Here is a 25,898-nt window from a genome sequence, read left to right on the forward strand (position 1 = left end):
ATGATCAATATTCTGTTCGTCTGCCACGGCAATATTTGCCGGTCACCAATGGCAGAGTTCGTTATGCAAAAGTTAGTAAATGAAGCGGGGCTTAGTGATCAGTTTCATATTGCGTCGGCAGCAACGTCTCGTGAAGAAATAGGAAACGATGTTCATTATGGGACAAAGCAAAAAATGGCAGAGATGGGCGTGCCGATATGGCGACGTGAAGCGCGGCAGATGACGAAGCAAGATTATCTTTCCTATGAGTATGTTATCTTGATGGATGACAATAATTGGCGCAACACAATGCGAATTATTGGTAAGGATCGGGATAATAAGGTGTATAAGGCTATGTATTTTACAACACCGGACGTGTCGCTACAGGCAGATGAAGGTCAGCGGCGAGCTCCACGTGACGTGAAGGATCCATGGTACACAGGGAATTTTGATGAAACCTATGATGATGTCATTGTAAGCTGTACAAATTTGCTGGCGGCCATTCGGCACAAGCATGGAATATAAAAAGAAGGTTCTTCTATGAGCACGGATAGTGTCATAGGAGAACCTTCTTTTTATAGATTTTATAGATTTATAGACTTACGAAACACTTCTGTATGACTACGATAGGAGAGTAGTTTTTTGTAATCCAAATGACAATATAAAATTAATCTGTTCCCACTCTTTCGGTGGTGTGAATACGTGTTGCATGATGCGTACGACGGCACTCGCGATAGGAAAGGCTGCGCTTTATATCTTGCGTAGTGATGGTAAATAAATCGGAAAGTTCATAGTCAAGGGCAAAGGCGACTAAGCATAATTGACTCATAGTGATGCCGCCGGCTCTTTCACCTCGCTCGAGGCTACTGATATAGCTTACGCTTAGACCGGTAATATGGGCCAAGCTTTTTTGTGACACGTCTAACGAATAGCGGCGAAAGGCTAACTTTCTTCCCACACAAAGGGCCAGTTCATCAATTTTCTCTTCCGGGTTTGAAAGAGTCTCGAACAGACGATCATCCAAGGAATTTTTTTCTTGTAAGAAAAGGTGGGCTATTTCTTTGAGTGAAAATAGCTTTTCCAATAGTTGTGTACATCTTCTTTCTTTGGTTAGATTCTTCGCTTGTTGGAAAGCAAAGGGGTATTAGCGATTTTGGTAATCACACCTGTCATAATAATACAAGCGCTCAATATCTTTTAAGGAAATGCTGAAGAGTTCACCGAGCTGAAAGTTTACAGCATGGGCGATGGTCCATAAAATTTGTAAGGTAATGCCGGAGCAGTTGCGGCCACACTCGATTTTACTGATGTAGCTGGTGCTGACACCGGCGCGTTTTCCAAGCTCCTTTTGTGATAAATTCATGTTATAGCGACGTTCGGCCAATTTTCGCCCTATACAGCGGAATACGATGAGTAGTGTTTCCTTACTTTTTTCAGGATCAAAGTGGAATAAACAGTTATACGCACCGTCAATGAGTCCCTTTTCGTTAGCAAGCGATATATGGCTAGATGGTTCGGTAGGGGATGAATTATTCGGTGACTTCTTAGAATTTGATGTGTGAGAAAGATTGGCGGATATACTCTGTGTACTTCCTTCCGGTTCTTCTGAATTTGATACTAACACTGGCTTTTTCATTACTTAGACACTCCTTAATAAAAATATTTAAAATAAAAACATATATTATCTTACTATTTGCAGATATAAAAGTAAATAATTTGTGATAAATTGAAATAATGAATTTATAGATACGTCAAATAATTAAGAGTATATATTGGTTGAAATGAAACGGCGTCGTCTGTATAGGTTGTATAATTGTAAGATGATTGCAGATACAGATGTGATTTATAAATTCGGAGTCTTTTGCGATAAAATAGGATAGAGGTTGTAAGGAGAAAGCTAAGTTTGATACAATCTACATACTGGTGGTTGTGTAACAGTGGGTATACCAACGATTGTTGCGTATACCGGTGTTTATATAGATGTGAGTAGAGTAGGAGATATAGATGGCAGTACAAACTATGAAAGAAATACGATTAATTGTCAGTGATGTTGATGGAACATTAGTGAATAATAAAAAGAAGATAACCCCGGGGACGATGGCTGCCGTAACAAAGGCGCAAGCTGCCGGTATTCGTTTTGCTATTGCCTCGGGACGAGCATGGGGCGAAATGGATGAGATTTTAACTACATTACCTATGGTGGAGGATTTTATTTGTAGTAACGGTGCATTGGTTGTTCACTATCGTGAGGGAAAGGAAACTACGTTGTTTCGCGAGTCTTTCAGCAGGGAACAGACAAAGGCTATTTTAACGGCGTTGAAAGATTTGGACGTTTATACAGAGGCTTACTCGGGATCACATATTTATGGTGAAGAGGCGTGTGTGTCTCATTTCAGCGATTATGTCAGTGATACTATCGCTCCGTTGATTATGGCAACGCGGCAAATGATACCTCATATGATAGACTATGTATTAGAAAAACAACTGCCGATAGAGAAGGTGCAAATTTTTTACGGTACGGAAGGTAAAAAACAACAAGCGAAGCGTTTGGTGGAAGAGCTCGGTATGTTTACGGTTATTGAGTCCAGTGAAGGCAATTTGGAATTTGTGCTTCCGCAAATCAGCAAAGGACGGGCCGTCAAAGCATTGGCAGATTCAATGGGAATTACGGCGGCACAGGTTATGACCATTGGCGACAGCAATAATGATTTATCTATGTTGACCTACGCCGGTACATCCTTTGCTATGGCTAGCGGCGAAGATACGGCCAAGCAGGCGGCTAAATATATAACGGCCTCCAACGAGGAGGATGGTGTAGCACAGGCCATTTATACTGTTTTGGCGAGGCAAGGGAAATAAACACATGCGACAATTTAGTATAGATAGCGATCGGTGTGTTAAGTGCGGAGCCTGTGCCATGGACTGTCCGGAGCAAATTATCGAGGAACGGGATGTATCCTTTCATATTGGCGATGGTTGCATCGGCTGTGGCGACTGCTATGAAATTTGCCCTGTAGGGGCTGTGGTAAAGAAGGGGTGAGTGGGCGTAATACTTTACAAACAGGCCTCTTTTTGGTAAAGTTAATCTATATGTATTTTATATTTTTGGTGTAGAACAAAGAGGGATAGAAGTGGCCTTAATTGTTAAGAAATTCGGTGGTAGCTCGGTAGCTACGCCGGAAAAGATGTTCAATATTGTAAACCGCGTATTGGCGGGTAAAAAAGAAGACGACAATATTGTATTAGTTGTGTCGGCTATGGGCGATACAACAGATGAATTAGTGAGCCTGGCAAAACAGGTGACTTCGCATCCGTATGGCCGTGAAATGGATCGCCTTTTATCTACGGGGGAACAGATGTCGATTGCACTTATGGCAATGGCATTTATGGAAAAAGGGCACCCGGCTGTTTCAATGACAGGCGAACAGGCGGGCATTAAGAGTAGTAATGCTTACGGAAAAGGTCGTATTACGGACATCGATCCGTCGCGTGTGTTTGAAGCGCTTAAGGGCGGCAACATTGTAATTGTAGCCGGTTTCCAGGGAATTACCGACGATGGTGATATTACTACCTTGGGACGCGGAGGTTCCGATACGACGGCAGTAGCCTTGGCAGGTGCTATGAAGGCTGACGTGTGTGAAATTTTTACGGACGTAGAAGGCGTTTATTCTACGGATCCTCGTATTTCTCCCAATGCGGTTAAGCTGGCCGAAATTACCTATGGTGAAATGCTTGAAATGGCGCGTCTCGGTGCCGGTGTCATGCAGCCGCGGGCAGTAGAAATGGGTAGTCGTTACGGCGTACCGATTCATGTACGTTCTACCTTTAGCGACAATGAAGGGACTATTATTCGGGAGGCATATACTATGAGTGCAAATGAACATGTAATTACCGGCGTAGCCGATGATACCAATGTAGCAAAGGTATCTTTGGCCGGTGTTGAAAATAAGCCGGGCGTGGCGCATACGATTTTCCAGACATTGGCTGATGGCAATGTTGACGTGGATATGATTGTACAAAGCGTACGCACTATCAATGATGCATTGACGGATATTGTATTTACAATTACCCGTGATGATGTAGTATTGGCAAAAGATATTTTGGAAAATTTGAAAAAGACCATTCGCATGGATGATTTTGTGATTAACGAACACATGGCCAAAGTATCTATCGTTGGTGCGGGCATGCTTGGACAGCCGGGTGTGGCAGCTAAGATGTTTGGTATCCTCAGTGCGGAAGGTATTAATATTGAAATTATCAGCACCTCTGAAATCAGTATTTCTTGCTTGATAGCGGAGGATCGCGTAAAAGAAGCGGTGCACGCTATTCATGACAAGCTCGTACTTGACGGTCGTGGCTAAAAATTGTAGGTGTGAAGAACAGGGTTCAAGTGTGACTTGAGCCCTTTTTACATATAATTATGGATGGGAGTTGGCAATTATGGAGCTTTTGGCACCGGCCGGTACATGGGAAAATTTTTTAGCTGCCTTGGAATCGGGCGCCGATGCAATATATATGGGCGGCAAGGTATTTAATGCACGATCGCATGCCGCTAATTTTTCAAGCGAAGAATTGCAGGAAGCGGTACGCCTGGCTCACATCTTGGATGTAGATGTGTATGTGACGGTTAATATTCTTATCGGCGACGCTGAAATTAATGAGCTCATTGCGTATTTGCAAGAGCTGGAAGCCATTGGCGTTGATGCGATTATCGTGCAGGATTTAGCGGTGGCTCGCTTGGCACGACGGGTGGCACCGCGGTTGCATTTGCACGGAAGTACGCAAATGACGGCAGCCAATTTGGGAACCGTACAATTTTTAGAACGGTTGGGCTTTACCCGTGTTGTACTGGCCAGGGAGCTTAGCTTAGAAGAAATTACCGATATCTGTCGAGCCGCTAAGGCTGAAATTGAAGTGTTTATACATGGGGCTCTTTGCGTATGCTATTCGGGACAATGCTTAATGAGTAGTTTCATCGGTGGACGCAGTGGTAACCGAGGCTCTTGTGCGCAACCGTGTCGATTGCCGTACGAACTTTTAAATGATGCAGGTGAAGTTGTAAACGCAGCGAACGAAGGCTATATCATGAGTCCCAAGGATCTCAATTACAGCGAATACATGAAAGAATTGATTGAGGCCGGCGTCGCATCGTTTAAGGTAGAAGGGCGCATGAAAAAGGAGTCCTATGTAAGACAAATCATAGGTACCTATCGTCATATTATTGATGAAGCCGGTGAAGTGACAGCAGAGGATACAGCGCGTTTGTCAGAGGGCTTTAATCGAGGGTTTTCGACGGCGTATTTACAAAATACCACGGGGCGTGCCATGATTACGGCGGTGGCACCGAATAATCAAGGAAAGGAAATCGGTCATGCTACAGTACGTCACGGTGCTATGCAACTACAACTGACAGAACCCGTACAGCGTGGCGATTTACTAAAGGTGATTCATCCAGCCGGGCGTATTGCTTATGTAACGGTAGACGAGCAGTGGCCGTTACCGGAAGAGCAGGTAGATGGTAAACAGGCAAAGGCAATCCATAAGGGACAGCCGAAAAAACAGAAAGCAACGCATAACGGTTTATATATTTATAATGATGTTCGTCCGGAAACGGTGCAAAGTGGCAGGGTTTATTTAGCCGCTAAGGCAAATAGCGAAGCAAAGCGACGGGGATTGCAAGAGTTTACGCGAAAACACCGTGTCTATGCATATCTGGACGGTGCGGAAGATGCGTATCCGACGTTGACATTGATGATGGAAAGCGGCGAGGCAGTAACGGTCAGTGTAGACTCGTATACGGTTGCCATTGCTAAAAAAGCACCTACTTCTCCGGAAAAAGTACGGGAGCAGTTAGGGCGTTTGGGAAATACCTTATTTGTATTGGCAGAAGTCACCATGCCCGATGCACCGTATATGTGGCCCAGTAGCGTATTAAACGAATTGCGTCGCAAGGCGGTAGCGGAGTTAGAGCGGCTGATATTAGAACGGCGGCAGCGTAAACAAATGGATGGACAAGCGTATCCGCAGGATAATGACTATTCATTTGCCACGCATGAAAATACGACTAGCGAAGCACCTACGGTAACGGTGCAAACAGACGAGCCGGAGCAAGTGGAAGCTGCGCTGTTGGGAGGAGCTGACCGCATTGTATTTGGTGGCGACCGCTTGCAACGTCGCCCGTATGATACCAATGTGTATAAAGAGGTGGTGGCGTTGTGTCGTAATGCCCGTGTGCCTGTCGTGGTGGCAACACCGCGTGTAGTACGAGAATCCGAACGAACAGCGTATTATGAAACATTGCGCCATATCGTGGCGGCTAAGCCGGATGCAATCAGTGTTCACTTTTTAGGTGCGTTGGAATGGTTACAAGCATTGGGCTATACAGGTGCGGTAGAAGGTGACAGTAGTCTTCAAGTATTTAATTCAGAAGCGGTGTCTATGTTGGAAGAACTGGGATTATCCGGCGTTGTGGCTTCGCAGGAGGCTACTTTACAGCAAGTCGGTGTGATGGCAAAGTGTTCACGGATTCCGATTAGCTGTATTGTGCAAGGCTATACGGAGCTGATGATTTCCGAGTATTGTGTTATTAATGCCTTTGCCGGTATTGGCTGTAAAACAAATTGTCCGGCTCCGTGCCTAACAGGACGGTATCGTCTAAGAGATCGCAAGGGTGTAGAATTTCCGTTGCGAACCGATCCGTATTGCCGGATGCACATTATGAACAGTCGCGAATTGGATATGCGCGCCTATGTGCCGGAACTGTTGCGCAAGGGTGTGGCAGATTTTCGTATTGATGCGCGGCAACGCAATGTGAAATGGGTAACGGATATTGTTACCGAATATAAGGCACTCATAGCCGGACAAAAACAGGCTCCGCCGAAGAGTGCCGGCGCGGATGTAATTACGCGCGGTCATTACTTTAAGGGAATCTTTTAAAGGAAGAAGGAATTACATATATGCATAGTGAAGCACTGCTGGATTTCGGCAGTATTCGGGAGCGCTTGGCAGAGCATTGTTCGTCGGTTATTGCCAAAGAATTGGCAATGCAGCTGGAACCGATGCGTGATGCGGTGAAGATAAAGGAAGCTCTCGACGAAACGGTAGAGGCAATGCAATCATTGCAAACCGAAATAGAACAGCCTTTGGGAGGCACGCGTGATATTCGGAGTGCCTGCGCCAAAAGCCGTAAGGAAATCGTTCTCAGTCGCGAAGAATTGTGGGATATATATACGACGCTCGGTGCGTATCGACGAATGTATACGTTCTTTCGAGAAAAGTATGCGCAGTATCCTTTGTTAACGCTGTGGGCGCAAGATATTCCGTCTCATGAAAAGTTGGAACGACGGTTTGAACGCATTTTTGACAAAAAGGGGGAATTGATGGATTCGGCCAGCCCGAAGCTACAACATCTTCGCTCGACTATTGTCAAGACAAAGGAACGTATAAAAAATGATTTACAGGCTATTCTTCACGATAAGGATAACCAAAAATATTTTCAGGAGGCTATCGTAACACAGCGTAATAATCGGTATGTAATTCCTGTAAAACAGGAATATCGATATGCCTTTGAAGGCTTGATTCACGATCGTTCGGCTACGGGGGCTACCTTATATATCGAACCGATGCGGCTGGTTAATCTCAACAATGATTTGCAGGAAGCCGTTATGGAGGAAGAGCAGGAAGTACTGCGCATTTATCGTGAGCTGTCGGGGTTGGTACGCCAGAATAGCAATACGCTTATGGATGCATGTGATCGAGTGTCGCATATTGAGTTTGTTTATGGTAAAGCGAATTTAGCATTGGCCATGAAAGCGGTACCGGCTGTATTGAGCGGAGCACGCGAAGTTAATTTGATACATGCTCGTCATCCTTTGATTCCGGCTAATGTTGTCGTACCGACGACGATTACACTGGGGACTTCGTACAGAATCCTTTTGATTACCGGCTCCAACACCGGCGGGAAAACAGTGGCACTAAAAACATTGGGGTTGTTGAGTCTGATGAATCAGGCAGGGCTTTGTATTCCGGCGGAAGCAGGTTCGGTACTGCCTATCTTCAACACAATCTATGCTGATATCGGCGATGAACAAAGTATCGAGGCCAGCCTCAGTACATTCTCTGCCCATATGACGCAGGTAGTATCTATTCTTAAAGCGGTGGGCAGTAAGGACTTGGTATTGCTTGACGAATTGGGGTCCGGTACCGATCCTGAAGAAGGCAGTGCCTTAGCGATGGCTATATTGGAATATTTCCGTAAAAGCGGTGCTCTTCTTATGGTAAGTACACATTATAATGAATTAAAACGGTATGCCTATGATACGGATGATATTGAAAACGGTCACGTGGAATTTGACGAGAGAACCCTGCGCCCTACCTATCGCCTGCATATCGGTGTTGCCGGCAGCAGTCACGCACTGAGTATTGCTGCGCGGTTAGGATTGCCGCGTGAAGTGATTGATATGGCGAAGGCGAATAAGGACGGTTCGGCCAACCGTGATATGGAAGCCGTTCTCAGTGATTTGAATGAACAACTGCGACGGACGCGAGAACGAGAACGAGCACTGAAAAAAGAATTAGAAGATACACGACGCATTAAGGCATCGGTAGAACGCGAAAAGAAGCAGATGAATGAACGGCGCAAAGCTATTCTGACAAAGGCCCAGGAAGAGGCGCAAAATTTGAAGCGATCTATTCGTATCGAAGGGGAACAGATTATAAAAGAATTGAAATCACAGTTCTCTGAAGGGGATAAGCAAAAACGGCAGGATGCTATTACGCAGGCAAGAAAATCAATTGCCGGTGTACAGATTCCCGAGGCACCTACGGATGAACGACGTCGTATAGAAGCTAAAGAGGTTGTAGAGGGAATGCCTGTCTTTGTAGATTCTCTCGGTCAGTTAGGTACCGTGTTGGCAGTGCAGGGGAAACGCGTGCAGGTGGATGTTAACGGGTTAACGGCAACGGTCAAATTGGCAGATCTTCGTGAAGCATCACGACAAGAGGCCGGTAATTTACGACGTAAGAATGAGGCACCGCAACCGAAGGCGCGCAAACGGTCGGGAACGGCAGTATTGCGACAGCAGCAGGCTACGACGGAATTGAATGTCATCGGCCAAACGGTAGATGAAGCTACGGTGACGGTAGGACGTTTTATCGATCAGGCGATCTTGGCCGGCATTTCGCCGGTACGCATTGTACACGGCAAGGGCACGGGCGCATTACGCGCAGGTATTCAGCAATATCTTAAGCATCTGCCGCAGGTTAAGCATTATGAAATTGCAGGTCTTGACGAAGGTGGTGCCGGTGCTACCATCGTGTATTTGAAATGAGTGACATATACCATAATGATACCGGCTGTGGTATAATGGACACAACATGGCATAGTTTTATAATCTATGTACTGACTAACAGAGAGGTGTCGTATGAGCTTAAGGGGTTCGTCTCAAAAGAGACGACAAACTACAATGAGTACGCCTAAATCGACGAAAAAGAAAACTTCACCGGTTCGCCGATTTTTATGGATTGTATCCATACTTTTATTTTTGATTATTGCCGGCGCCGGTTGCGGATTCACATTTGCTACTATGTCCAGCTTGCCCGATGTAGCGAATGTAAAGCCACCGGTATCGTCACAAATTTATGATGTGCACGGGGATTTAATCACTACGGTGCATTCAACGGAAAATCGCTTGCCCGTTAAATTGAGCCAGGTGCCTAAAAATCTTCAGAATGCTTTTATCGCTACGGAAGATTCACGCTTCTATAGTCATCATGGCATCGATCCTATCGGTATTCTGCGTGCTATCTGGGTAAATATTGCTCATGATGGAGTGGCCGAAGGGGGCAGCACCATCACTCAGCAGTTGGCGCGTAATGCATTCTTGACGCAGGATCGAACGCTGAAGCGTAAATTGATGGAAGCCATGTTGGCGATTAAAATTGAACAGCACTACACTAAAAATGAAATTCTTGAAATGTATATGAATCAGATTTACTTCGGACAGGGAGCCTATGGCGTACAGGCTGCCTCCCATGTATACTTTGGTAAAGATGTAGGCGAGTTGAATCTGGCACAGTGTGCTATACTGGCCGGGTTACCACAGAGTCCAAACTATTACTCTCCCTTCAACAACTTGAAGGCCGGCAAAGCACGTCAAGCCATTGTATTGGGACAGATGGTAAAATACGGTTATATCGATCAAGCAACGGCCGATCAAGCGAAGGATGCCGATTTAAAATTAATGAATAAAGCAGATGTGGCCCATGACGATTCGAAAGCATCGTATTTCATTAATTATGTTATTTCGCAGGTAGCCGAAAAGTACGGTGACAATGCCGTTTACAAGGATGGCTTGAAGATTTATACCACACTGGATATGAAGGCTCAGGAAGCAGCTGTTAAAGCCATGGATAACTTACCGACCTTCTACACAGATAAGAACGGGTTACATCAGCCGCAAGGCGCATTGGTAGCCATTAATCCGCATAACGGACACATTGTTGCCATGGTCGGCGGGCGCGGTACGGATTCCTTTAACCGTGCAGTCATGGCAGAACGTCAGCCGGGATCGGCATTCAAGCCGTTTGTTTACTTGGCTGCTATTCAGGACGGTATGACACCGGGGGATATTATTGAGGATAAACCGGTTACTTATAATGGTTGGAGTCCGCAGAACTATGAACGTACTTTCTCCGGAAGTATGACATTGCGTTATGCATTGCAACATTCCGTTAACGTACCGGCTGTAGAATTAGCTGATAAGGTGGGCATGCGCAAGGTTCTTGATTTGGCGGAAAGCTTGGGTATCAGCACATTGGTGCGTAAAGGCGATACGACAGACAATAACTTGGCAGCTGCATTAGGTGGTTTGACTCATGGGGTACGACCGATTGACATGGCTGTGGCATACGGTACGTTGGCTAACGGCGGTGTTAAAGTAAAGCCGGTAGCGATTACGAAGATTATCGATCGCAACGGTCAAATCGTGGAAGAAGCATCTATGGATGAAAAGCGCGTTGTCAGTGAAAAAGATGCGTACATTATTACTAATATGCTCGAATCGGTTATTACCGGCGGTACCGGTGGCGGTGCGGCTATCGGTAGACCGGCAGCAGGTAAAACGGGGACAACCGATGAATCCAAGGATGCCTGGTTTGTAGGCTATACGCCGGATTTGGTAGCGGCCGTATGGATGGGTGACGACTTTGGTGTAGAAACCTTGAACGGCACTACAGGTGGTACTATCCCTGCACATATTTGGAGTGACTTTATGCGCGTTGCATTGGCGGATACGCCGGCATCGGACTTTACGGCACCGCCGGGAGCAGCGGCCATTGCTAACCAGGGGTATGAAGCGCCTAAACCGAAGGAAGATCCTAAAGCAAAGGATGAAGACAAAGATAAGTCTAAAGATAAAGACGGTGTTAAAAAGGATGACGGTGCTACCGTTGAAGATGGTGATGATGGTGGCTCCAAAGACAGTGGCGAAACTAAATCGTCAAATGGTAAATCATCCGGTAAAAAGTCTAAATCAGAATAGATAATTTTATGTAAAAGCATCTCTCGATTAACGGGAGGTGCTTTTATATGTGCATAATTTCTAAATCTTGTGTATAATAGGGAGCAAAGGTTAATTTTAAGGAGGATGTACGAGGATGAAAACAGTGGAAGAACAACTGCGCCTGATTAAACATGGTGTAGATACTATACTTCCGGAAGAAGAGCTAAAGAAAAAGCTGGAAGAATCTATGACTAAGAATAAGCCTTTGGTGGTAAAATTGGGTCTTGATCCGACAGCACCGGATATTCATTTAGGTCATACGGTAGTACTTCGTAAGCTAAAAACGTTCCAGGATTTGGGACATCAGATTGTAATCCTTATCGGCGATTTCACGGCTCGCATCGGTGATCCTACCGGTAAGAGTGCTACACGTCCGCCGCTGGATGAAGAAGCAGTTCTTCGTAATGCAGCTACCTATAAGGAACAAATTTTTAAAGTATTGGATGAAAAGAAAACCATCGTTCGTTACAACAGTGAATGGCTTAGCAAATTAAGCTTTGAAGATGTATTAAAGTTAGCAGCTAAATACACAGTAGCACGTATGTTGGAACGCGATGATTTCCACAAGCGCTATACGGAAGGGCGTGCCATCGGGGTGCATGAATTTATGTATCCTCTCATGCAGGGGTATGACTCGGTAGCACTCCATGCTGATATTGAATTTGGCGGTACCGATCAGACCTTTAATGTGTTGATGGGGCGTCATTTACAACAGGAATTCGGACAGGAGCCGCAGGTTGTTATTACCATGCCTATCTTGGAAGGCCTTGACGGTGTGCAGAAAATGAGTAAATCCTTAGGCAACTATATTGGTATCAGTGAAGCACCGGAAGAAATGTACGGTAAAGCAATGTCGATTCCTGACGAATTGATGATGCGCTATTTCATGTTGGTAACGGATATGTCCATTGAAGAGCAGGAAGCTTTGGAAAAAGCCTTGGCTGATGGCACGGCACATCCGCGTGATACGAAGATGAAGTTGGCACATACGATTGTGCGCTTGTATCATGGCGAAGAAGCAGCCAATCGTGCACAGGCTCATTTCGTTCAAATTTTCCAAAAGCATGCATTGCCGACCGATATTCCGGAGTATGCTATGGAAGCTCCGTCGGAAGCTGTGTATGTACCGCAGTTATTAACGGATGCCGGGCTTACGGCCAGCAACAGTGAAGCACGTCGCTCTATTAAGGCAGGGGCTTTTAAGATTGACGGTGAAAAATGCAGTGAAGAAAATATCGAGCTCACCGAGGGTATGGTATTACAGGTGGGCAAGCGGAAGTTCATCAAAATAGCATTTAAGTAATAAAAGAGCTAGGATGTAGCTTAGCCATATACATACTATAAGAGCACCTAACGGTTGCGTCTATTGAAGACACATATCGATAGGTGCTTTTTATGTGGAGCAGATGGGACATACTGTATGTTCTATAGAGTAATTGCAGGGATGTAATTGAAAGCTTCTTCTTTGTTATGTGACACATAGTTCAATGATGTACACTAAATAGTGTTGACATTTCCAGATAAGTGTTATACTATTTAAGAGAAATAAGTCATATGAATTTGAAATAGTGTGTATAGTATGGCATATGTGCATGTAAGATCGTATGTTAGATATACATTATGTCGTTATATTGCATATTATTTGGCGATTATATTATTTTGCGCATGGAATGATATAAGGCAATCAAATTCATAATAAGCAAAATGAGTTACTTGTTAGGTTACACGTTAGTGTAGGAGGTTACCAGTATGAATCGCGAGAATGCGTATGTGCTTTGGTTTGATGAATTACGTCGTGAAGACGTTGCGTTAGTTGGCGGTAAGTCTTCATCTCTCGGTGAAATGACTTCGTCTACAAATGTTCCGGTTCCTTACGGATTTGCAACTACGGCACACGGGTATCGTTATTTTATGGAACAGACCGGATTGGAAAGCCGTATTAAAGCTGAGTTGGATAAGTTGGATGACGTAGAAAACTCTGCTTTATTGCGCGAAGTATGCCAGAACATTCGCGATATGATTTGCAAAGAGGAGATGCCCGCAGATTTAGCACAAGCTATTCGTGATGGCTATGCAGAATTGGGCAAGAAAGTCGGCGAAGATAATCCGTTCGTAGCGGTTCGTTCCAGTGCGACAGCCGAAGATTTACCGGATGCCAGCTTTGCCGGTCAGCAGGACACCTACCTCAATGTACGCGGCGCAGATGTTATCATTCAGAAGGTAAAGGAATGCTATGCATCTACATTCACCGATCGTGCTACCTACTATCGTGTAAAACAGGGCTTTGATCATATGACGGTTGCTTTGAGTGCGGCCATTCAAATGATGGTATTCTCCAAAGCAGCCGGTGTTATGTTCACCGTTGATCTTGTTACAGGCAATGACGAAAATATTTTGATTGAAGGTTCTTGGGGCCTTGGCGAATATGTTGTACAGGGAACGGTTACGCCGGATAACTTCACGGTCAATAAGAAAGATATGAAGATTATCAATCGTATGATTAATGATAAAAACATTTCCTTGGTACGTCGTCCGGAAGGGGATTGCGTAGAAGAAATCGTACCGCCGGAAAAAGCTAAATCTCAGGTAATTACCGATGAACAGGTATTGGAATTGGCTACCTATGCTAAGGCTATCGAAAAGCATTACGGTTGCTATATGGATATGGAATGGGGCGTTGATGAACGCGACGGTAAGATTTGGATTTTACAGGCTCGTCCGGAAACCGTTTGGTCCCGTAAAAATAAGGATGCTAAACCGGCAGTTGAAGAAACCGCGGCACCGACGACAACGACACGTGAAATTGTTGTAAAAGGCTTGCCGGCCAGCCCGGGACGTGCGGCAGGTAAGGCACATGTTATTCTTGATCCGGCAGATATTGATAGTTTCAAGGAAGGCGAAATTTTGGTAACCACCATGACTGCGCCTGACTGGGTTCCGGCTATGAAGAAAGCTAAAGCTATCGTTACCGATGCCGGCGGTATGACTTGTCATGCTTCCATTGTAAGCCGCGAATTGGGCATTCCTTGTATCGTGGGTACCAAGAGCCGCAGTGAAGAAGGCACCAAACGCATTTCCGATGGTCAGTTGATTACGGTAGATGCCACTAACGGTATCGTTTACGACGGCATGTTGGAAGAAGTACAGAAGAAAGCAGAACAGCCGGCAGCACAGCAGGTTGTGGAAAATGTGCCGGTAACGGGCACGAAAGTGTATATGAATTTAGGCGATCCTGATTTAGCGGAAAAATACGGTGTTCTTCCGTGCGATGGCATTGGCTTGATGCGCGAAGAATTTATTTGGACTACTTTTATTCACGAACATCCGTTACATTTGATTGAAACCGGTCGCAGTGATTTTGCGGTAGATACCTTGGCTGAAGGTATGCGCAAGGTGTGTCAGGCCTTGGCTCCGCGTCAGGTAGTTGTTCGCCTTAGCGACTTCAAATCCAGCGAGTATCGCGATCTTAAAGGTGGCGATACATATGAACCACATGAATCCAGTGCATTGCTCGGATGGCGCGGTGCTTCTCGTTACTATGATCCGAAATATGCGCCGGCCTTCTTGTTGGAATTACAGGCCATTCGCAAGGTCCGTGAAGAGTATGGCTTCAAGAATTTGCAGGTTATGATTCCTTTCTGCCGTACAGTAAAAGAGGCCGAAGAAGTAACGCGTATTATGGCTGAAAACGGATTAGCACGCAGTGCCGATTTCAAAGTATGGTTGATGGCAGAAATTCCGGCAAATATTATTTTGGCAGATCAATTCAATAAGTTTGTAGATGGATACTCTATTGGCTCCAATGATTTGACGATGTTGATTTTAGGCTGTGACCGTGATAATGAAACAGTACAGCATATTTACGATGAACGTAACTTGGCAGTGCGTCGTGCGATTCGTCATCTTATCGAAGTAGCGCATAAGGATGGTAAGACGGTATCTATTTGCGGTCAGGCGCCTAGTGTATATCCTGAGTTCTGCGAATTCCTCGTAAAGAGCGGTATCGATTCTATTTCCGTAAACCCTGATGCGGTTGTATCTACTAAGAAAATGGTAGCACAGCTGGAACAGCGCATTTTGTTAGATGCGGTAACCGGTCGTGGTCGTGTAGACAATAACGAATTGGAATGGTAATAGATAACAGAGGAGGCTCTACGGAGCCTCCTTTTTTCATAGTAAAGGTAAAGGGGTGAGACTGTGAAGCTGTCAAAGCGACAAGAAACAATTGCGGCTATGGTAAAGGCGGACGGGCCCATTACCGGCAAGGAAATCGCAGCGCGTTTACATGTAACGCGTTCGGCCTTGCGTTCGGATTTAACGGTATTGACTATGACGGGATTGTTAGATGCGCGCCCTAAAGTAGGTTATTATTATGTGGGAACGAACCGACCGGATCCGGCGGCGGAAGAAATCAACCGGTATAAGGTATCGCAAGTAATGGCACAGGCGGTGGCTGTTACACCAAGCATGAGTTTGTATGATACAATTGTTATGATGTTTACGGAAGACGTTGGTACTCTCTTGGTGTGTGAAGACGGATATTTGGTAGGTCTGGTATCGCGTAAGGATTTATTGCGTGCAGCTATTGGACAAAACGATCCCAACACGATGCCTATATCCATGGTGATGACACCGGCCAGCAAGGTTATTTGGGTTGGACCGGAGGATAGTGTGGTAGATGCGGCGCAACGTATGATAGACTATGAAATAGATTGTGTTCCCGTTATCGAACGAGAGGATGTAGACGGGCGGCGTAAATTAAAAGTGGTCGGTCGCGTATCGAAGACATCCATTGTAAAAGTATTTCTTGAATGTGGCTTAAAATAAGTGAGGTGCACTATGGCAAATAAAATTATTTTTGCTATTTCGGATTCTTTGGGGGAGACGGCAGAGTCGGTGGCAAGGGCAACGGCCAGTCAATTCGATCAAGAAAATATAGATATTGTACGTATTCCGTATATTAATCAGGAATCGCAAATTACGGATATACTAAAGGAAGCGGCCGGTGGTAAACATATTATTTGTCATACCATCGTGTCGCCGACATTGCGCAAATTTTTACATGAACAAGCGACGGTTATGGGCGTGCAAGCTGTTGATATTATGGGACCGGTATTGGATGCGGTAGGTACAGTGGCAGACACAAAACCGCGCCTTACAGCCGGTATGGTACATAAGCTTGACCAAGAATACTTTAAAAAGGTAGAAGCTATTGAGTTTGCCGTAAAATATGATGACGGTAAAAATCCACAGGGCTTTGAAAAAGCTGATATCGTTATTATTGGGGTGTCCCGTACAAGTAAAACACCGTTATCTATGTTCTTGGCATATAAAAAGATAAAGGCAGCCAATTTACCGCTAGTGCCGGAAGTACCGTTGCCGGAAGAATTATTTAAAATTCCGCCAAAGAAGGTAGTGGGTCTTGTTATCGATCCGTATAAATTAAATAATATTCGTAGCGAACGGTTGCGTACGATGGGCTTAGACGGTGAAGCAAACTATGCAACAATCGCGCGCATTGAAGAAGAACTGGAATATGCTCGTGCCGTTATGCGTCGAGTACATTGCCCGGTACTGGATGTAACAAACAAATCTATCGAAGAAACAGCTTCCTTCGTTATGCAAATTATCGATCGCAATCGCTTGCAGGAGGCGTAATACGAGTAGCTTACCCTTTACTTGTTTGTAATAAAAAGTGAATTATTATAGGTCTGAACTCGTAGTTACTGGGGGATACGGAGGCTGTTGTATATGAAGATGCGCATACGAGAAGAGATTGAAGAACGAGAAGAGGCGATACTGTCGCCGTTGGCAGCTAAAAGCAGTCGGGCGGAACGCGATCGATATGAACCGAAGGATCCGCTGCGCACTGCCTTTCAACGTGATAGAGATCGTATTATTCATAGCAAATGTTTTCGGCGTTTGAAGCATAAAACACAGGTATATATTGCTCCCGGCGATCATTATCGAACGAGGATGACGCACACCTTGGAAGTGGGACAGATTGGCCGGACCGTTGCGCGGGCGCTGCGGTTGAATGAGGATTTGGTCGAAGCCATTGCTATGGGACATGATGTAGGACATACGCCATTTGGGCATGTAGGTGAATTTGCATTGCGTGATATGGTAGGACATTTTAATCATAACGAGCAAAGCCTGCGCATGGTGGAAGTCATCGAAAAAAACGGCTGCGGTCTTAATCTTACGAAAGAGGTACGTGACGGTATTCTGGGACACACCGGTACACATATACCGTATACCTTGGAAGGACAAATTATACGAACCGCTGACCGCATTGCGTATTTATGCCATGACTTTGACGATGCACAGCGGGCAGGTATGCTGGATAGTCGGGCCCTTCCTATAGAAGTTCGGGAGTATTTGGGTATAACGCCATCGGAGATGATTACCAGTATGGTAAAGGACATGGTAGAAAGTTCTATGGATCAGGCAGCGATTAAAATGTCGCCTGTCATTACGGAAGTAATGAATAGTTTTCGCCGTTTTATGTTTACGAATGTATATCTGGCCCCTTCCATGATTCCGGAGCGAGAGAAAGCGGCCTATGTAGTTAAGCATTTGTTTACGTATTATTTGGAACATCCCGAGGCATTACGTCATGAGGTGGGGCATAATCGGATTGTCAGCGTTACGGACATTGTTGATTATGTGGCCGGATTGACAGATCAGTATGCTATTAAGTTGTTTAAAGAATTTCATATTCCTCACATTTGGGATGCGTAGGAAAGTAAAAAGCCTATTCGCTATTGTTCATCTATCGTTATTGAGTAACGATGATGATATAGTGAATAGGCTTTTTGTATTATTGGTATTATCGGCGACCGCGGCGTCCCCCGGAAGATCCGGTGCGTCGTTGCCGTGTATTACTTCCTTTGTGACCGCGAGCTTTATGTGCCTTGGCTTTGGTGGCCTGATACGTAGAGGTGATGGTTGTTTTTTTCGAAGTTGTTACTTTCTTGGGAGCCTGCTTACTGCCCTTGGTTTTAATTTGTCCATCCTTTGTATATTTTGTTAAGGTAGCCTCGATGGCTCGTTCGATGCGACGGAGCCAAATTTCTTCGTCCGGTGAAGCAAAGGTAACTGCAACGCCGGTGGTACCGGCACGACCGGTACGGCCGATACGATGGATATAGTAGTCTACGTCATGAGGTACTTCATAATTGTAGATGTGACTGATACCTTCAATGTCAATACCGCGTGCTGCAATATCGGTAGCCACCAAAATCTGCGTGCGAGCACGTGCAAATTCTCGTAATACCTGTGTACGTCGGCCTTGTGTCATATCGCCATGCATTTCTCCGATAGTAAATCCGGCTGCGGTTAATTCATAGGAAAGTCGGATGGCACTTTCACGAGTATTACAGAAGACGATAGCCAGATACGGATTATCTTCCCGAATCATTTCGGTGAGGCGCGGCAATTTATCCTTGGTATCCATCATATAGACTCGTTGATCAATGGTATCTAAGGTAATATGCTCACCTTTGACCGTAACAGACATAGGCTTTTTCATATAGCTTTTAGCTAAGGCGCGAATGCGGTCGGGGATGGTAGCGGAGAAAAGAAGAAGCTGTCGATTGGCATCGGTACGATCGATTAATGTTTCTACATCCGGCAAGAATCCCATATGTAGCATTTGATCGGCTTCGTCTAAAACAACGCGACGTACTGTGTCAAGGTGAAGAGAGCCGCGCTCAGCATGATCCAACAGACGTCCCGGTGTACCGAGGATGACTTGTGGGCGTCGTCCGAGTTGTTGTAATTGTCCTTCTATAGTACGACCACCTGTTAAGGGGAGCACATCAACGCCGAGAATATCTCCAATGTATTTCGCTTCGTCGGCTAATTGACGAACTAACTCACGGGTAGGAGCGATAATAAGTGCTTGTTCTTGATGGAGATCAATATGGATACGTTGAATAATAGGCAGTAAGAACGCCAATGTTTTGCCCGTACCTGTTTGGGCTTTAGCAATGACATCGTGACCCTTGAAAATAGGGGGGATAGCCTGCGCTTGAATCGGTGTTGGTTCTTTGATTCCTTTTTTTAGTAGTGCATCTTGTAATTGAGGGAGGACCCCTAATGGTTGAAATGTTTTCATAGCAGTTTCCTTGGTCATAATAAATAACAAAATATAAAATAAAATCTTATAAATGAGATGTCATCATGTGCCCTAGGTGATATATACAAATCAATGTACATTCTTGTTTTATCAATTAGTAGAGAAAATACTGAGGCTGAGACATCTATTAATTGAAAATATCCTTTTTTTAAATTATACAGGAAAGTTATAGGGGAGAGCAAATAAATACCTTGTTTACGTGATGTGGGCAACATAAATAGAGAAAGTGAAAATATAAATGAGAAAATATGGACATTAAAACGCATGGCTATAAATAATTTTGATAAAATTTCTCAATTTTAAAAGAGGTAGATTATCATGTAAATGATAATGGGCAGAGTGGATGATGATAGGTATAAAGAGGATAATTAAGCTATTTTTAGATATTATCTAAAATATTCTAAGTGTATCGAAAATATTAAATATTGATAATGGTTATTGAAATATTGGAAGAAGGCTGTTATAATTGAGTTGCAATTATTTATCATTTAAGTAGCAAGGCTGTTTGTGAGTGTCTTGCATAGGAGGTGTAGTTATGGCTACGAAGACATTGGCACAGATGAAACCAAATGATGAAGGGATCATCGTTGCTCTTCGTGGTACCGGCAACATCAAGCATCGTCTTATCGATATGGGACTGGTGCCGGGGACGAAGGTTCGTGTGATGAAGTTTGCTCCTTTGGGGGATCCGGTGGAGATTAAAGTTAAAAACTTTGATTTAGCACTGCGTGTAAGTGAGGCAGCAACAATAGATGTAGAGGCTGATTAGGAGGAAGTGTAATGGCAGACAGTAAGGCCAACAGCATCCGGATTGCGTTAGCCGGCAACCCGAACTGCGGCAAGACTACTATTTTTAACAATATAACAGGTTCTAAACAGCATGTGGGTAACTATCCCGGTGTAACTGTTGAAAAGAAGGAAGGCGAATGTACCTATAAAGGACAAGAGATGATGCTCATCGACTTGCCGGGGACGTACAGCTTAACGGCACGGTCACTAGATGAATTAGTGGCTCGTAATACAATTATTAACGACGAACCGGATGTAATCATCAATGTATTGGATGCATCCAACCTCGAACGAAATTTATATTTAGCGGCACAGCTCTTAGAATTAGAACGCCCTTTGGTTATGGCCCTTAATATGGCGGACGTAGCTAAGGAAATGGGCATTGATATCGACATCAGAAAATTGAGCGAAATGACCGGTGCCACAATTGTCAGCACGGTAGGCAGAAATAATGTAGGAACTAAGGACCTACTTGATGCTGTTATCGATGTAGCAAGAGAGCAAAAGAAACCGGGTATTACCATTAATTACGGTGATGTACTGGAACCGGCTATTCAAGAGTTGGTAGCAGAAATCGAAAAGGCCGGTAGTATTACGTATCCGATTCGTTGGGTGGCTATTAAGCTGCTTGAAAATGATGCGGATGTAGCTAAAAAGGTACGGGTCTTTGAAAATACGGAGAGGGTATTAGCTAAGGCTGAAGAGCTTCGTAACACATTGAAAGATAAGGTGGATTTGGAAGTTGTATTCCAAGAATTCCGTCACCGTTATGCAGTAGCTACGTATACGGCTTCTCTTAAGGGGGAAGCAAAAATGCAGGATACCCAGTCTGATAAGTTAGATAAAATTTTGACACATCGAGTATTGGGGCTTCCGATTTTCCTTTTTGTTATGTGGCTCATGTTTAACTTAGTTAATGAAATCGGTGCCTATCCGCAGGGCTGGATTGAAGATGGTGTGGCAGCGTTGGGAGAATGGGCGAAGACCGTTATTCCGGCCGGACAATTACAATCGTTGGTTGTTGACGGGATTATCGGTGGTGTTGGTGCCGTTCTTAGCTTTGTACCGTTGATTGTCTTGTTATTCTTAGGCATCTCCTTCTTGGAGGACACTGGATATATGGCACGCGCAGCGTTTGTTATGGACCGTGTCATGCGTGCGTGCGGTTTACACGGCAAATCCTTTATTCCGTTGCTTCTTGGTTTTGGGTGCAGTATCCCGGCCATTATGGGTGCGCGTATCTTGGATAATCGCCGAGATCGGATGATTACGATTCTGGTATCGCAGCTCATGAGCTGCAGTGCTCGCTTGCCGGTATATACTTTGTTTATCGGAGCCTTTTTCCCGGTTGCGCAGCGAGGGACAGCACTTTTTGCAGTATATATTGCAGGTGTTATTTTGGCCGTTGTTATGTCTAAGATTTTCCGTAAGTTTTTATTCCCCGGCGAATCTGAACCGTTTGTTATGGAAATGCCACCGTATCATATGCCTACACTAAAAAATGTATTAATGCATATGTGGGAACGGGCTTGGTTATATATTAAAAAGGCCGGTACGTTTATTTTGGCTGCATCCGTATTGATTTGGTTCCTGGCCACTTATCCGCAGGATGTTCAATATTCCCAAGACTTTGATGCGGCTCGCGAACAGGTGACCCAAACGTTTGATGCTAAGGATGATGCGCTGTTAGCTCAGTTCGGTATCAACACATCTGACGGCAAGGATGCTGTTATGGCCATTGTTGATGAAATGACGGCAGCTACGGAAGAAGCCGAAGCGGCTGCCGAAGAGGAAGGCGATGATGAAGAGACAGCAACGGCAGAGGAAGTCACTGATGAAAAAACAGTAGAAGTGCTTGAATATATGTCCTCTATCCGCGCTAACGCTAATGATAAATTCGATGTAGCTTGGGCTATTTATTTGAATAATCAAGAACGTGATGAACAGATTAGTCTCTTGGATCAGCAGGAAGCGTCTGAAAAGATTCAAGGCTCCTATGCAGCGATGATTGGTAAAGCGATTGAACCAATTATGAAACCGCTTGGTTTTGATTGGAAGATGAGTGTATCCTTGGTAACTGCCTTAGCTGCTAAGGAAGTTATGGTAAGTACACTGGGGACGATTTATGCGGTAGCTGCTGATGAAGATAATGAAGCACCGCTTCAGGTATATCTCCAGCAGGATCCGTCGTTCAGTCCTTTGGTAGCAGTTGGGTTAATGACGTTTGTTCTTATTTATCCGCCTTGCTTTGCAGCAATGGCTGTGTTTAAACGTGAAGCCGGCGGATGGAAATGGTTAGCCTTCTTCTTTGTGTATGCTAATGTGTTGGCTTGGGTTTGTACCTTTGCCGTATATCGCATTGGTTTGCTCATGGGCTTCCATTAATTGTAAAATTCAAGGAAAGCTTTCAACTTTCTAATTGAAAATCAATAATTATCTACGGAGTGATAAAGTCATTTAACATATAGGGATTTATATATTTCCTTACATGTGCATGTTAATATCTAATTGATAATAGAAAGAAGATGGTTTATAATGATGGAAACAATGATAGTCTACTTAATCGGGCTTTTGGCAGTGCTGTATGTAGCGAGAAAAGCGTATCGTAGTTGGCAGGGAAAAGGCGGCTGTGGTAGTTGTGGCGGTTGCGGCGCAAGTAAGGCAGAGTCTTCCTCCGGTTGCGGTGGATGTAGCAGTATGATGGAAGCAAAAAAATAAATGGTAGGATGTTGTTGTTCGTAAGGGTTTGTATATCTATTGGGTAGTTACAAAGGGGGCCGAAGAAGTAAGTGATTATTTCTTCGGCTCTTTTTGCTACATATATACATGGGATTTGTTTAAAGCGGGCATCTATACTGATGCCAAGTAATGAAAGGTGGTTTTCATAATGATGAAATTCAACAAGAACAAGGTACAAAACGCAAACTTCTTTATGTCCGGATTGGCTTTAGGCACGTTGGGCCTCAAAGTATTGACCAGTAAGGATGCGCGTAAAGTGTATGCAAATGTTGTAGCGGCAGGATTACGTGCTAAGGAAAGCATTATGCAGACAGCAGAAAAAGTACAGGCCAGCAGCGGTGACATTTTAGCGGAAGCTAAAGAAATTAACGAAGCACGCAGTGAAGAGTTGTTTAAAGAAGTTACCGAAGAAGTAAAGGAAAAATAATATGATACGCTTTTCTGTAATCAGACGATTGCGCCGCCGGTTGCATGTGAAATGTACAGGGTGGCTATTTACTGATGCACAGGCTGCTTACATAGAAGAGATGCTGGAACGAACGGACGCTATTGAAAAGGCACAGTTTTTTACACGCTCCGGTGAAGTTGTGGTGGCACATAACGGTGATGAAGCGGCGGTTAAGGCGGCGATTTTATCTATACGTGATTTGGATTTAACAAAGGCTCCGGCATTAACAGAGTATTCGCCGCGCCTGGTGAACAAGCGTTATCGAGAAGATATGATCAATCAAACGCTTTTGTATGTAGGAAAGCGTTTACTTTTACCTATGCCATTGCGTACGGCTTGGTCGTGGGTGAGTGCAGTTAAGTTTGTTGGCAAGGCTGTAAAAGCCTTGTGGAAACGGCGATTGACAGTGGATGTGTTGGATGGTGTCGCTATTACGGTATCGTTGTTACGTGGGGATGTATCAACGGCAGGCGCAGTTATGTATTTGCTGGGAATCGGCGAAACCTTGGAAGAATGGACTCTTAGAAAATCCGTTTTAAATTTGGCGGAAAGTATGTCGCTTAACGTCGATAAAGTGTGGGTAAAGGTTGATGGTACGGAAATCAGTCGTCCTGTAGCCGAAGTAGGCGAAGGTGATTTAGTAGTTTTGCGGCAAGGTGAGGTTGTGCCTGTTGATGGTGTTGTCGTTGATGGTGTAGTCCTGGTAAATGAAAGTTCTATGACCGGTGAACCTGTACCGGTAAGACGCGATGCGGAATCATCTGTCTACGCGGGTACGGTAATCGAGGAAGGCGAGTGTACCATCGAAGTGCGAGGGAATTCGAAGAGCTCTCGGTATGAAAAAATCGTAGCACTCATCGAGGAGTCGGAACAGATGAAGTCAGGTATGGAGCAGAAGGCATTCCACATGGCGGATCGATTAGTTCCCCTCAGCTTTGCCGGCACCCTTTTAACATATTTACTAACGCGCAATACTATGAAAGCACTTTCGTTCCTAATGGTGGATTTTTCTTGTGCGCTTAAACTAAGTATTCCGTTGGCGGTACTATCGGCTATGCAAGAGGCTTCACGACGAGGAATTACGGTGAAGGGCGGTAAATTCCTGGAGCAAATTGCGGCGGCAGATATGGTTGTCTTTGATAAAACTGGAACATTGACGAAAGCAGAGCCTGTGTTTGAACAGATAATTCCATTTGATGGACGCGATGCGGATGAAATGCTAATGCTCGCTGCTTGTTTGGAAGAGCATTTCCCTCATTCTATGGCAAAGGCCGTTGTTAATGCGGCGACACAGCATAACTTACCTCATAAAGAGCTTCACTCTAAGGTGGAATATATTGTAGCGCATGGTATCGCATCGCGGGTAAGTCGCTATCGATGCCGTATTGGCAGTGCGCATTTTATTTTCGAGGATGAAAAAACAGTTATTCCGGAAGATGAAATAGATAAATTTAATGCACTGCCCAACACGTCATCCCATCTGTACTTAGCAATTCGCGGTCGCTTGGCAGCGGTTATCTGCATTAAAGATCCGGTGCGCGAAGAAGCGGCACAGGTAGTTCGCGAACTTCACGAACTGGGTGTAAAAAAAGTGGTTATGATGACCGGCGATAGTAAACGCAATGCGGAACGGGTGGCAGCGGATATTGGTATCGATGAAGTGTATGCCGAGGTGTTACCCGGTGATAAGGCAGCCTTTGTTAAGCAGGCAAAAGAGGATGGTTATACGGTTATGATGGTTGGCGATGGCATTAACGATTCTCCGGCACTGTCGGAAGCGCATGTGGGCGTTGCCATGAATGAAGGTGCACCTATTGCACAAAAAATTGCTAACGTCACTATTTCATCGAATAATCTGCAAGCTCTTGTCGATTTGCGTCGAATTTCCATGGCGTTGATGAAGCGCATTCATTTTAATTACAATTCGATTGTCGGTGTCAACGGTGGCTTAGTAGGACTTGGTGTATTTGAAATATTGACACCGAGTACTACGGCATGGCTGCATAATTTATTTACGCTGGGAATAGGATTACGGAGTATGACTCCGTTGCTACCGGATACTTGCGCTGAACAAAATAGAGAGGTTAACCGGTAAATTTATTTGATACTAAGGCTGTTATCGTTGAGAACATTGACGATAACAGCCTTTTCCTATGTGTTATGCTTGTCTGGGAGCCATAGATATAGTAGAATGAGAAGAGTTGAGTTTGCATGACGAGTATGTATGACAAGGGGGTTA

Annotated in this window: 20 protein-coding genes; 17 read left to right on the forward strand and 3 right to left on the reverse strand. The window is 44.7% G+C overall.

Annotation, left to right across the window (positions count from 1 at the left end):
• Positions 1–504, forward strand: coding sequence for a low molecular weight protein-tyrosine-phosphatase (locus tag G344_RS0107125; protein WP_028255587.1), 504 nt, complete (start codon positions 1–3; stop codon positions 502–504).
• A 142-nt stretch (positions 505–646) separates the two neighbouring features.
• Here the strand turns inward: G344_RS0107125 and G344_RS10995 are convergent, their stop codons facing one another.
• The gene (locus tag G344_RS10995) at positions 647–1,063 is read right to left on the reverse strand and encodes a helix-turn-helix domain-containing protein (protein WP_038155256.1); all 417 of its coding nucleotides are present in this window, start codon (positions 1,061–1,063) and stop codon (positions 647–649) included.
• A 60-nt stretch (positions 1,064–1,123) separates the two neighbouring features.
• Positions 1,124–1,615 (reverse strand): helix-turn-helix domain-containing protein, encoded by a 492-nt coding sequence (locus G344_RS11000; RefSeq protein WP_038155258.1) that lies wholly within the window; start codon positions 1,613–1,615, stop codon positions 1,124–1,126.
• Between the two features lie 368 nt (positions 1,616–1,983).
• Here G344_RS11000 and G344_RS11005 point away from each other — a divergent pair, with 368 nt between their 5' ends.
• The 11 genes from G344_RS11005 (at position 1,984) to G344_RS0107190 (ending at position 18,284) form a co-directional block, all read left to right on the forward strand.
• Entirely contained in the window at positions 1,984–2,838 is an 855-nt protein-coding gene (locus G344_RS11005) for a Cof-type HAD-IIB family hydrolase (protein WP_051245858.1), read from the forward strand.
• A 4-nt stretch (positions 2,839–2,842) separates the two neighbouring features.
• Positions 2,843–3,019, forward strand: a complete 177-nt coding sequence (locus G344_RS0107145; RefSeq protein WP_028255588.1) for a 4Fe-4S dicluster domain-containing protein — start codon at positions 2,843–2,845, stop codon at positions 3,017–3,019.
• A gap of 91 nt (positions 3,020–3,110) precedes the next feature.
• Positions 3,111–4,340, forward strand: a complete 1,230-nt coding sequence (locus G344_RS0107150; RefSeq protein WP_028255589.1) for an aspartate kinase — start codon at positions 3,111–3,113, stop codon at positions 4,338–4,340.
• Between the two features lie 79 nt (positions 4,341–4,419).
• Positions 4,420–6,915, forward strand: coding sequence for a U32 family peptidase (locus tag G344_RS0107155; protein ID WP_028255590.1), 2,496 nt, complete (start codon positions 4,420–4,422; stop codon positions 6,913–6,915).
• Between the two features lie 20 nt (positions 6,916–6,935).
• Positions 6,936–9,308 carry an endonuclease MutS2 gene (locus G344_RS0107160; protein ID WP_028255591.1) on the forward strand — a complete coding sequence of 791 codons (2,373 nt, stop codon included), beginning with the start codon at positions 6,936–6,938 and terminating at the stop codon, positions 9,306–9,308.
• 135 nt (positions 9,309–9,443) lie between these two features.
• Positions 9,444–11,519, forward strand: coding sequence for a transglycosylase domain-containing protein (locus G344_RS0107165; RefSeq protein WP_051245859.1), 2,076 nt, complete (start codon positions 9,444–9,446; stop codon positions 11,517–11,519).
• A 115-nt stretch (positions 11,520–11,634) separates the two neighbouring features.
• The gene (gene tyrS / locus G344_RS0107170; protein WP_028255593.1) at positions 11,635–12,843 is read left to right on the forward strand and encodes a tyrosine--tRNA ligase; all 1,209 of its coding nucleotides are present in this window, start codon (positions 11,635–11,637) and stop codon (positions 12,841–12,843) included.
• A 446-nt stretch (positions 12,844–13,289) separates the two neighbouring features.
• Positions 13,290–15,674 (forward strand): phosphoenolpyruvate synthase, encoded by a 2,385-nt coding sequence (gene ppsA / locus G344_RS0107175; RefSeq protein ID WP_028255594.1) that lies wholly within the window; start codon positions 13,290–13,292, stop codon positions 15,672–15,674.
• A gap of 63 nt (positions 15,675–15,737) precedes the next feature.
• A complete protein-coding gene (locus tag G344_RS0107180) occupies positions 15,738–16,367 on the forward strand; it encodes a helix-turn-helix transcriptional regulator (RefSeq protein WP_028255595.1) in 630 nt (209 codons plus the stop codon).
• A 12-nt stretch (positions 16,368–16,379) separates the two neighbouring features.
• Positions 16,380–17,198: a pyruvate, water dikinase regulatory protein gene (locus G344_RS0107185; RefSeq protein WP_028255596.1), complete on the forward strand. Its 819-nt coding sequence runs from the start codon at positions 16,380–16,382 to the stop codon at positions 17,196–17,198.
• Positions 17,199–17,297: 99 nt separating this feature from the next.
• The gene (locus G344_RS0107190; RefSeq protein WP_028255597.1) at positions 17,298–18,284 is read left to right on the forward strand and encodes a deoxyguanosinetriphosphate triphosphohydrolase; all 987 of its coding nucleotides are present in this window, start codon (positions 17,298–17,300) and stop codon (positions 18,282–18,284) included.
• Positions 18,285–18,372: 88 nt separating this feature from the next.
• On the opposite strand, the gene G344_RS0107195 is transcribed toward G344_RS0107190, so the two are convergent.
• Complete coding sequence (locus tag G344_RS0107195) at positions 18,373–19,662, reverse strand: DEAD/DEAH box helicase (RefSeq protein WP_028255598.1); 1,290 nt, start codon at positions 19,660–19,662, stop codon at positions 18,373–18,375.
• A 556-nt stretch (positions 19,663–20,218) separates the two neighbouring features.
• Here G344_RS0107195 and G344_RS0107200 point away from each other — a divergent pair.
• From G344_RS0107200 to G344_RS0107220, 5 genes are all read left to right on the forward strand, one after another.
• A complete protein-coding gene (locus G344_RS0107200) occupies positions 20,219–20,452 on the forward strand; it encodes a FeoA family protein (protein WP_028255599.1) in 234 nt (77 codons plus the stop codon).
• 11 nt (positions 20,453–20,463) lie between these two features.
• A complete protein-coding gene (feoB, locus tag G344_RS0107205; protein ID WP_028255600.1) occupies positions 20,464–22,857 on the forward strand; it encodes a ferrous iron transport protein B in 2,394 nt (797 codons plus the stop codon).
• 150 nt (positions 22,858–23,007) lie between these two features.
• On the forward strand, positions 23,008–23,190 hold the full coding sequence (locus tag G344_RS0107210; RefSeq protein WP_038155262.1) for a FeoB-associated Cys-rich membrane protein: 183 nt from the start codon (positions 23,008–23,010) through the stop codon (positions 23,188–23,190).
• Positions 23,191–23,359: 169 nt separating this feature from the next.
• Positions 23,360–23,638, forward strand: a complete 279-nt coding sequence (locus G344_RS0107215; protein WP_028255602.1) for a DUF6110 family protein — start codon at positions 23,360–23,362, stop codon at positions 23,636–23,638.
• Position 23,639: 1 nt separating this feature from the next.
• A complete protein-coding gene (locus G344_RS0107220) occupies positions 23,640–25,754 on the forward strand; it encodes a heavy metal translocating P-type ATPase (RefSeq protein ID WP_028255603.1) in 2,115 nt (704 codons plus the stop codon).
• The last annotated feature ends 144 nt before the right edge of the window (positions 25,755–25,898 follow it).

This window comes from Veillonella magna DSM 19857 (genome assembly GCF_000428745.1).
Lineage (GTDB): Bacteria > Bacillota > Negativicutes > Veillonellales > Veillonellaceae > Veillonella_A > Veillonella_A magna.

What these genes read in the sequence shown, in the direction of transcription:
- G344_RS0107125 (WP_028255587.1), top strand. Translation starts at nt 1, where the DNA reads ATGATCAATATTCTGTTCGTCTGCCACGGCAATATTTGCCGGTCACCA.
- G344_RS11000 (WP_038155258.1), bottom strand. Translation starts at nt 1,615, where the DNA reads ATGAAAAAGCCAGTGTTAGTATCAAATTCAGAAGAACCGGAAGGAAGT.
- G344_RS11005 (WP_051245858.1), top strand. Translation starts at nt 1,984, where the DNA reads ATGGCAGTACAAACTATGAAAGAAATACGATTAATTGTCAGTGATGTT.
- G344_RS0107145 (WP_028255588.1), top strand. Translation starts at nt 2,843, where the DNA reads ATGCGACAATTTAGTATAGATAGCGATCGGTGTGTTAAGTGCGGAGCC.
- G344_RS0107155 (WP_028255590.1), top strand. Translation starts at nt 4,420, where the DNA reads ATGGAGCTTTTGGCACCGGCCGGTACATGGGAAAATTTTTTAGCTGCC.
- G344_RS0107160 (WP_028255591.1), top strand. Translation starts at nt 6,936, where the DNA reads ATGCATAGTGAAGCACTGCTGGATTTCGGCAGTATTCGGGAGCGCTTG.
- G344_RS0107165 (WP_051245859.1), top strand. Translation starts at nt 9,444, where the DNA reads ATGAGTACGCCTAAATCGACGAAAAAGAAAACTTCACCGGTTCGCCGA.
- tyrS (WP_028255593.1), top strand. Translation starts at nt 11,635, where the DNA reads ATGAAAACAGTGGAAGAACAACTGCGCCTGATTAAACATGGTGTAGAT.
- ppsA (WP_028255594.1), top strand. Translation starts at nt 13,290, where the DNA reads ATGAATCGCGAGAATGCGTATGTGCTTTGGTTTGATGAATTACGTCGT.
- G344_RS0107185 (WP_028255596.1), top strand. Translation starts at nt 16,380, where the DNA reads ATGGCAAATAAAATTATTTTTGCTATTTCGGATTCTTTGGGGGAGACG.
- G344_RS0107190 (WP_028255597.1), top strand. Translation starts at nt 17,298, where the DNA reads ATGCGCATACGAGAAGAGATTGAAGAACGAGAAGAGGCGATACTGTCG.
- G344_RS0107195 (WP_028255598.1), bottom strand. Translation starts at nt 19,662, where the DNA reads ATGAAAACATTTCAACCATTAGGGGTCCTCCCTCAATTACAAGATGCA.
- G344_RS0107200 (WP_028255599.1), top strand. Translation starts at nt 20,219, where the DNA reads ATGGCTACGAAGACATTGGCACAGATGAAACCAAATGATGAAGGGATC.
- feoB (WP_028255600.1), top strand. Translation starts at nt 20,464, where the DNA reads ATGGCAGACAGTAAGGCCAACAGCATCCGGATTGCGTTAGCCGGCAAC.
- G344_RS0107210 (WP_038155262.1), top strand. Translation starts at nt 23,008, where the DNA reads ATGATGGAAACAATGATAGTCTACTTAATCGGGCTTTTGGCAGTGCTG.
- G344_RS0107215 (WP_028255602.1), top strand. Translation starts at nt 23,360, where the DNA reads ATGATGAAATTCAACAAGAACAAGGTACAAAACGCAAACTTCTTTATG.
- G344_RS0107220 (WP_028255603.1), top strand. Translation starts at nt 23,640, where the DNA reads ATGATACGCTTTTCTGTAATCAGACGATTGCGCCGCCGGTTGCATGTG.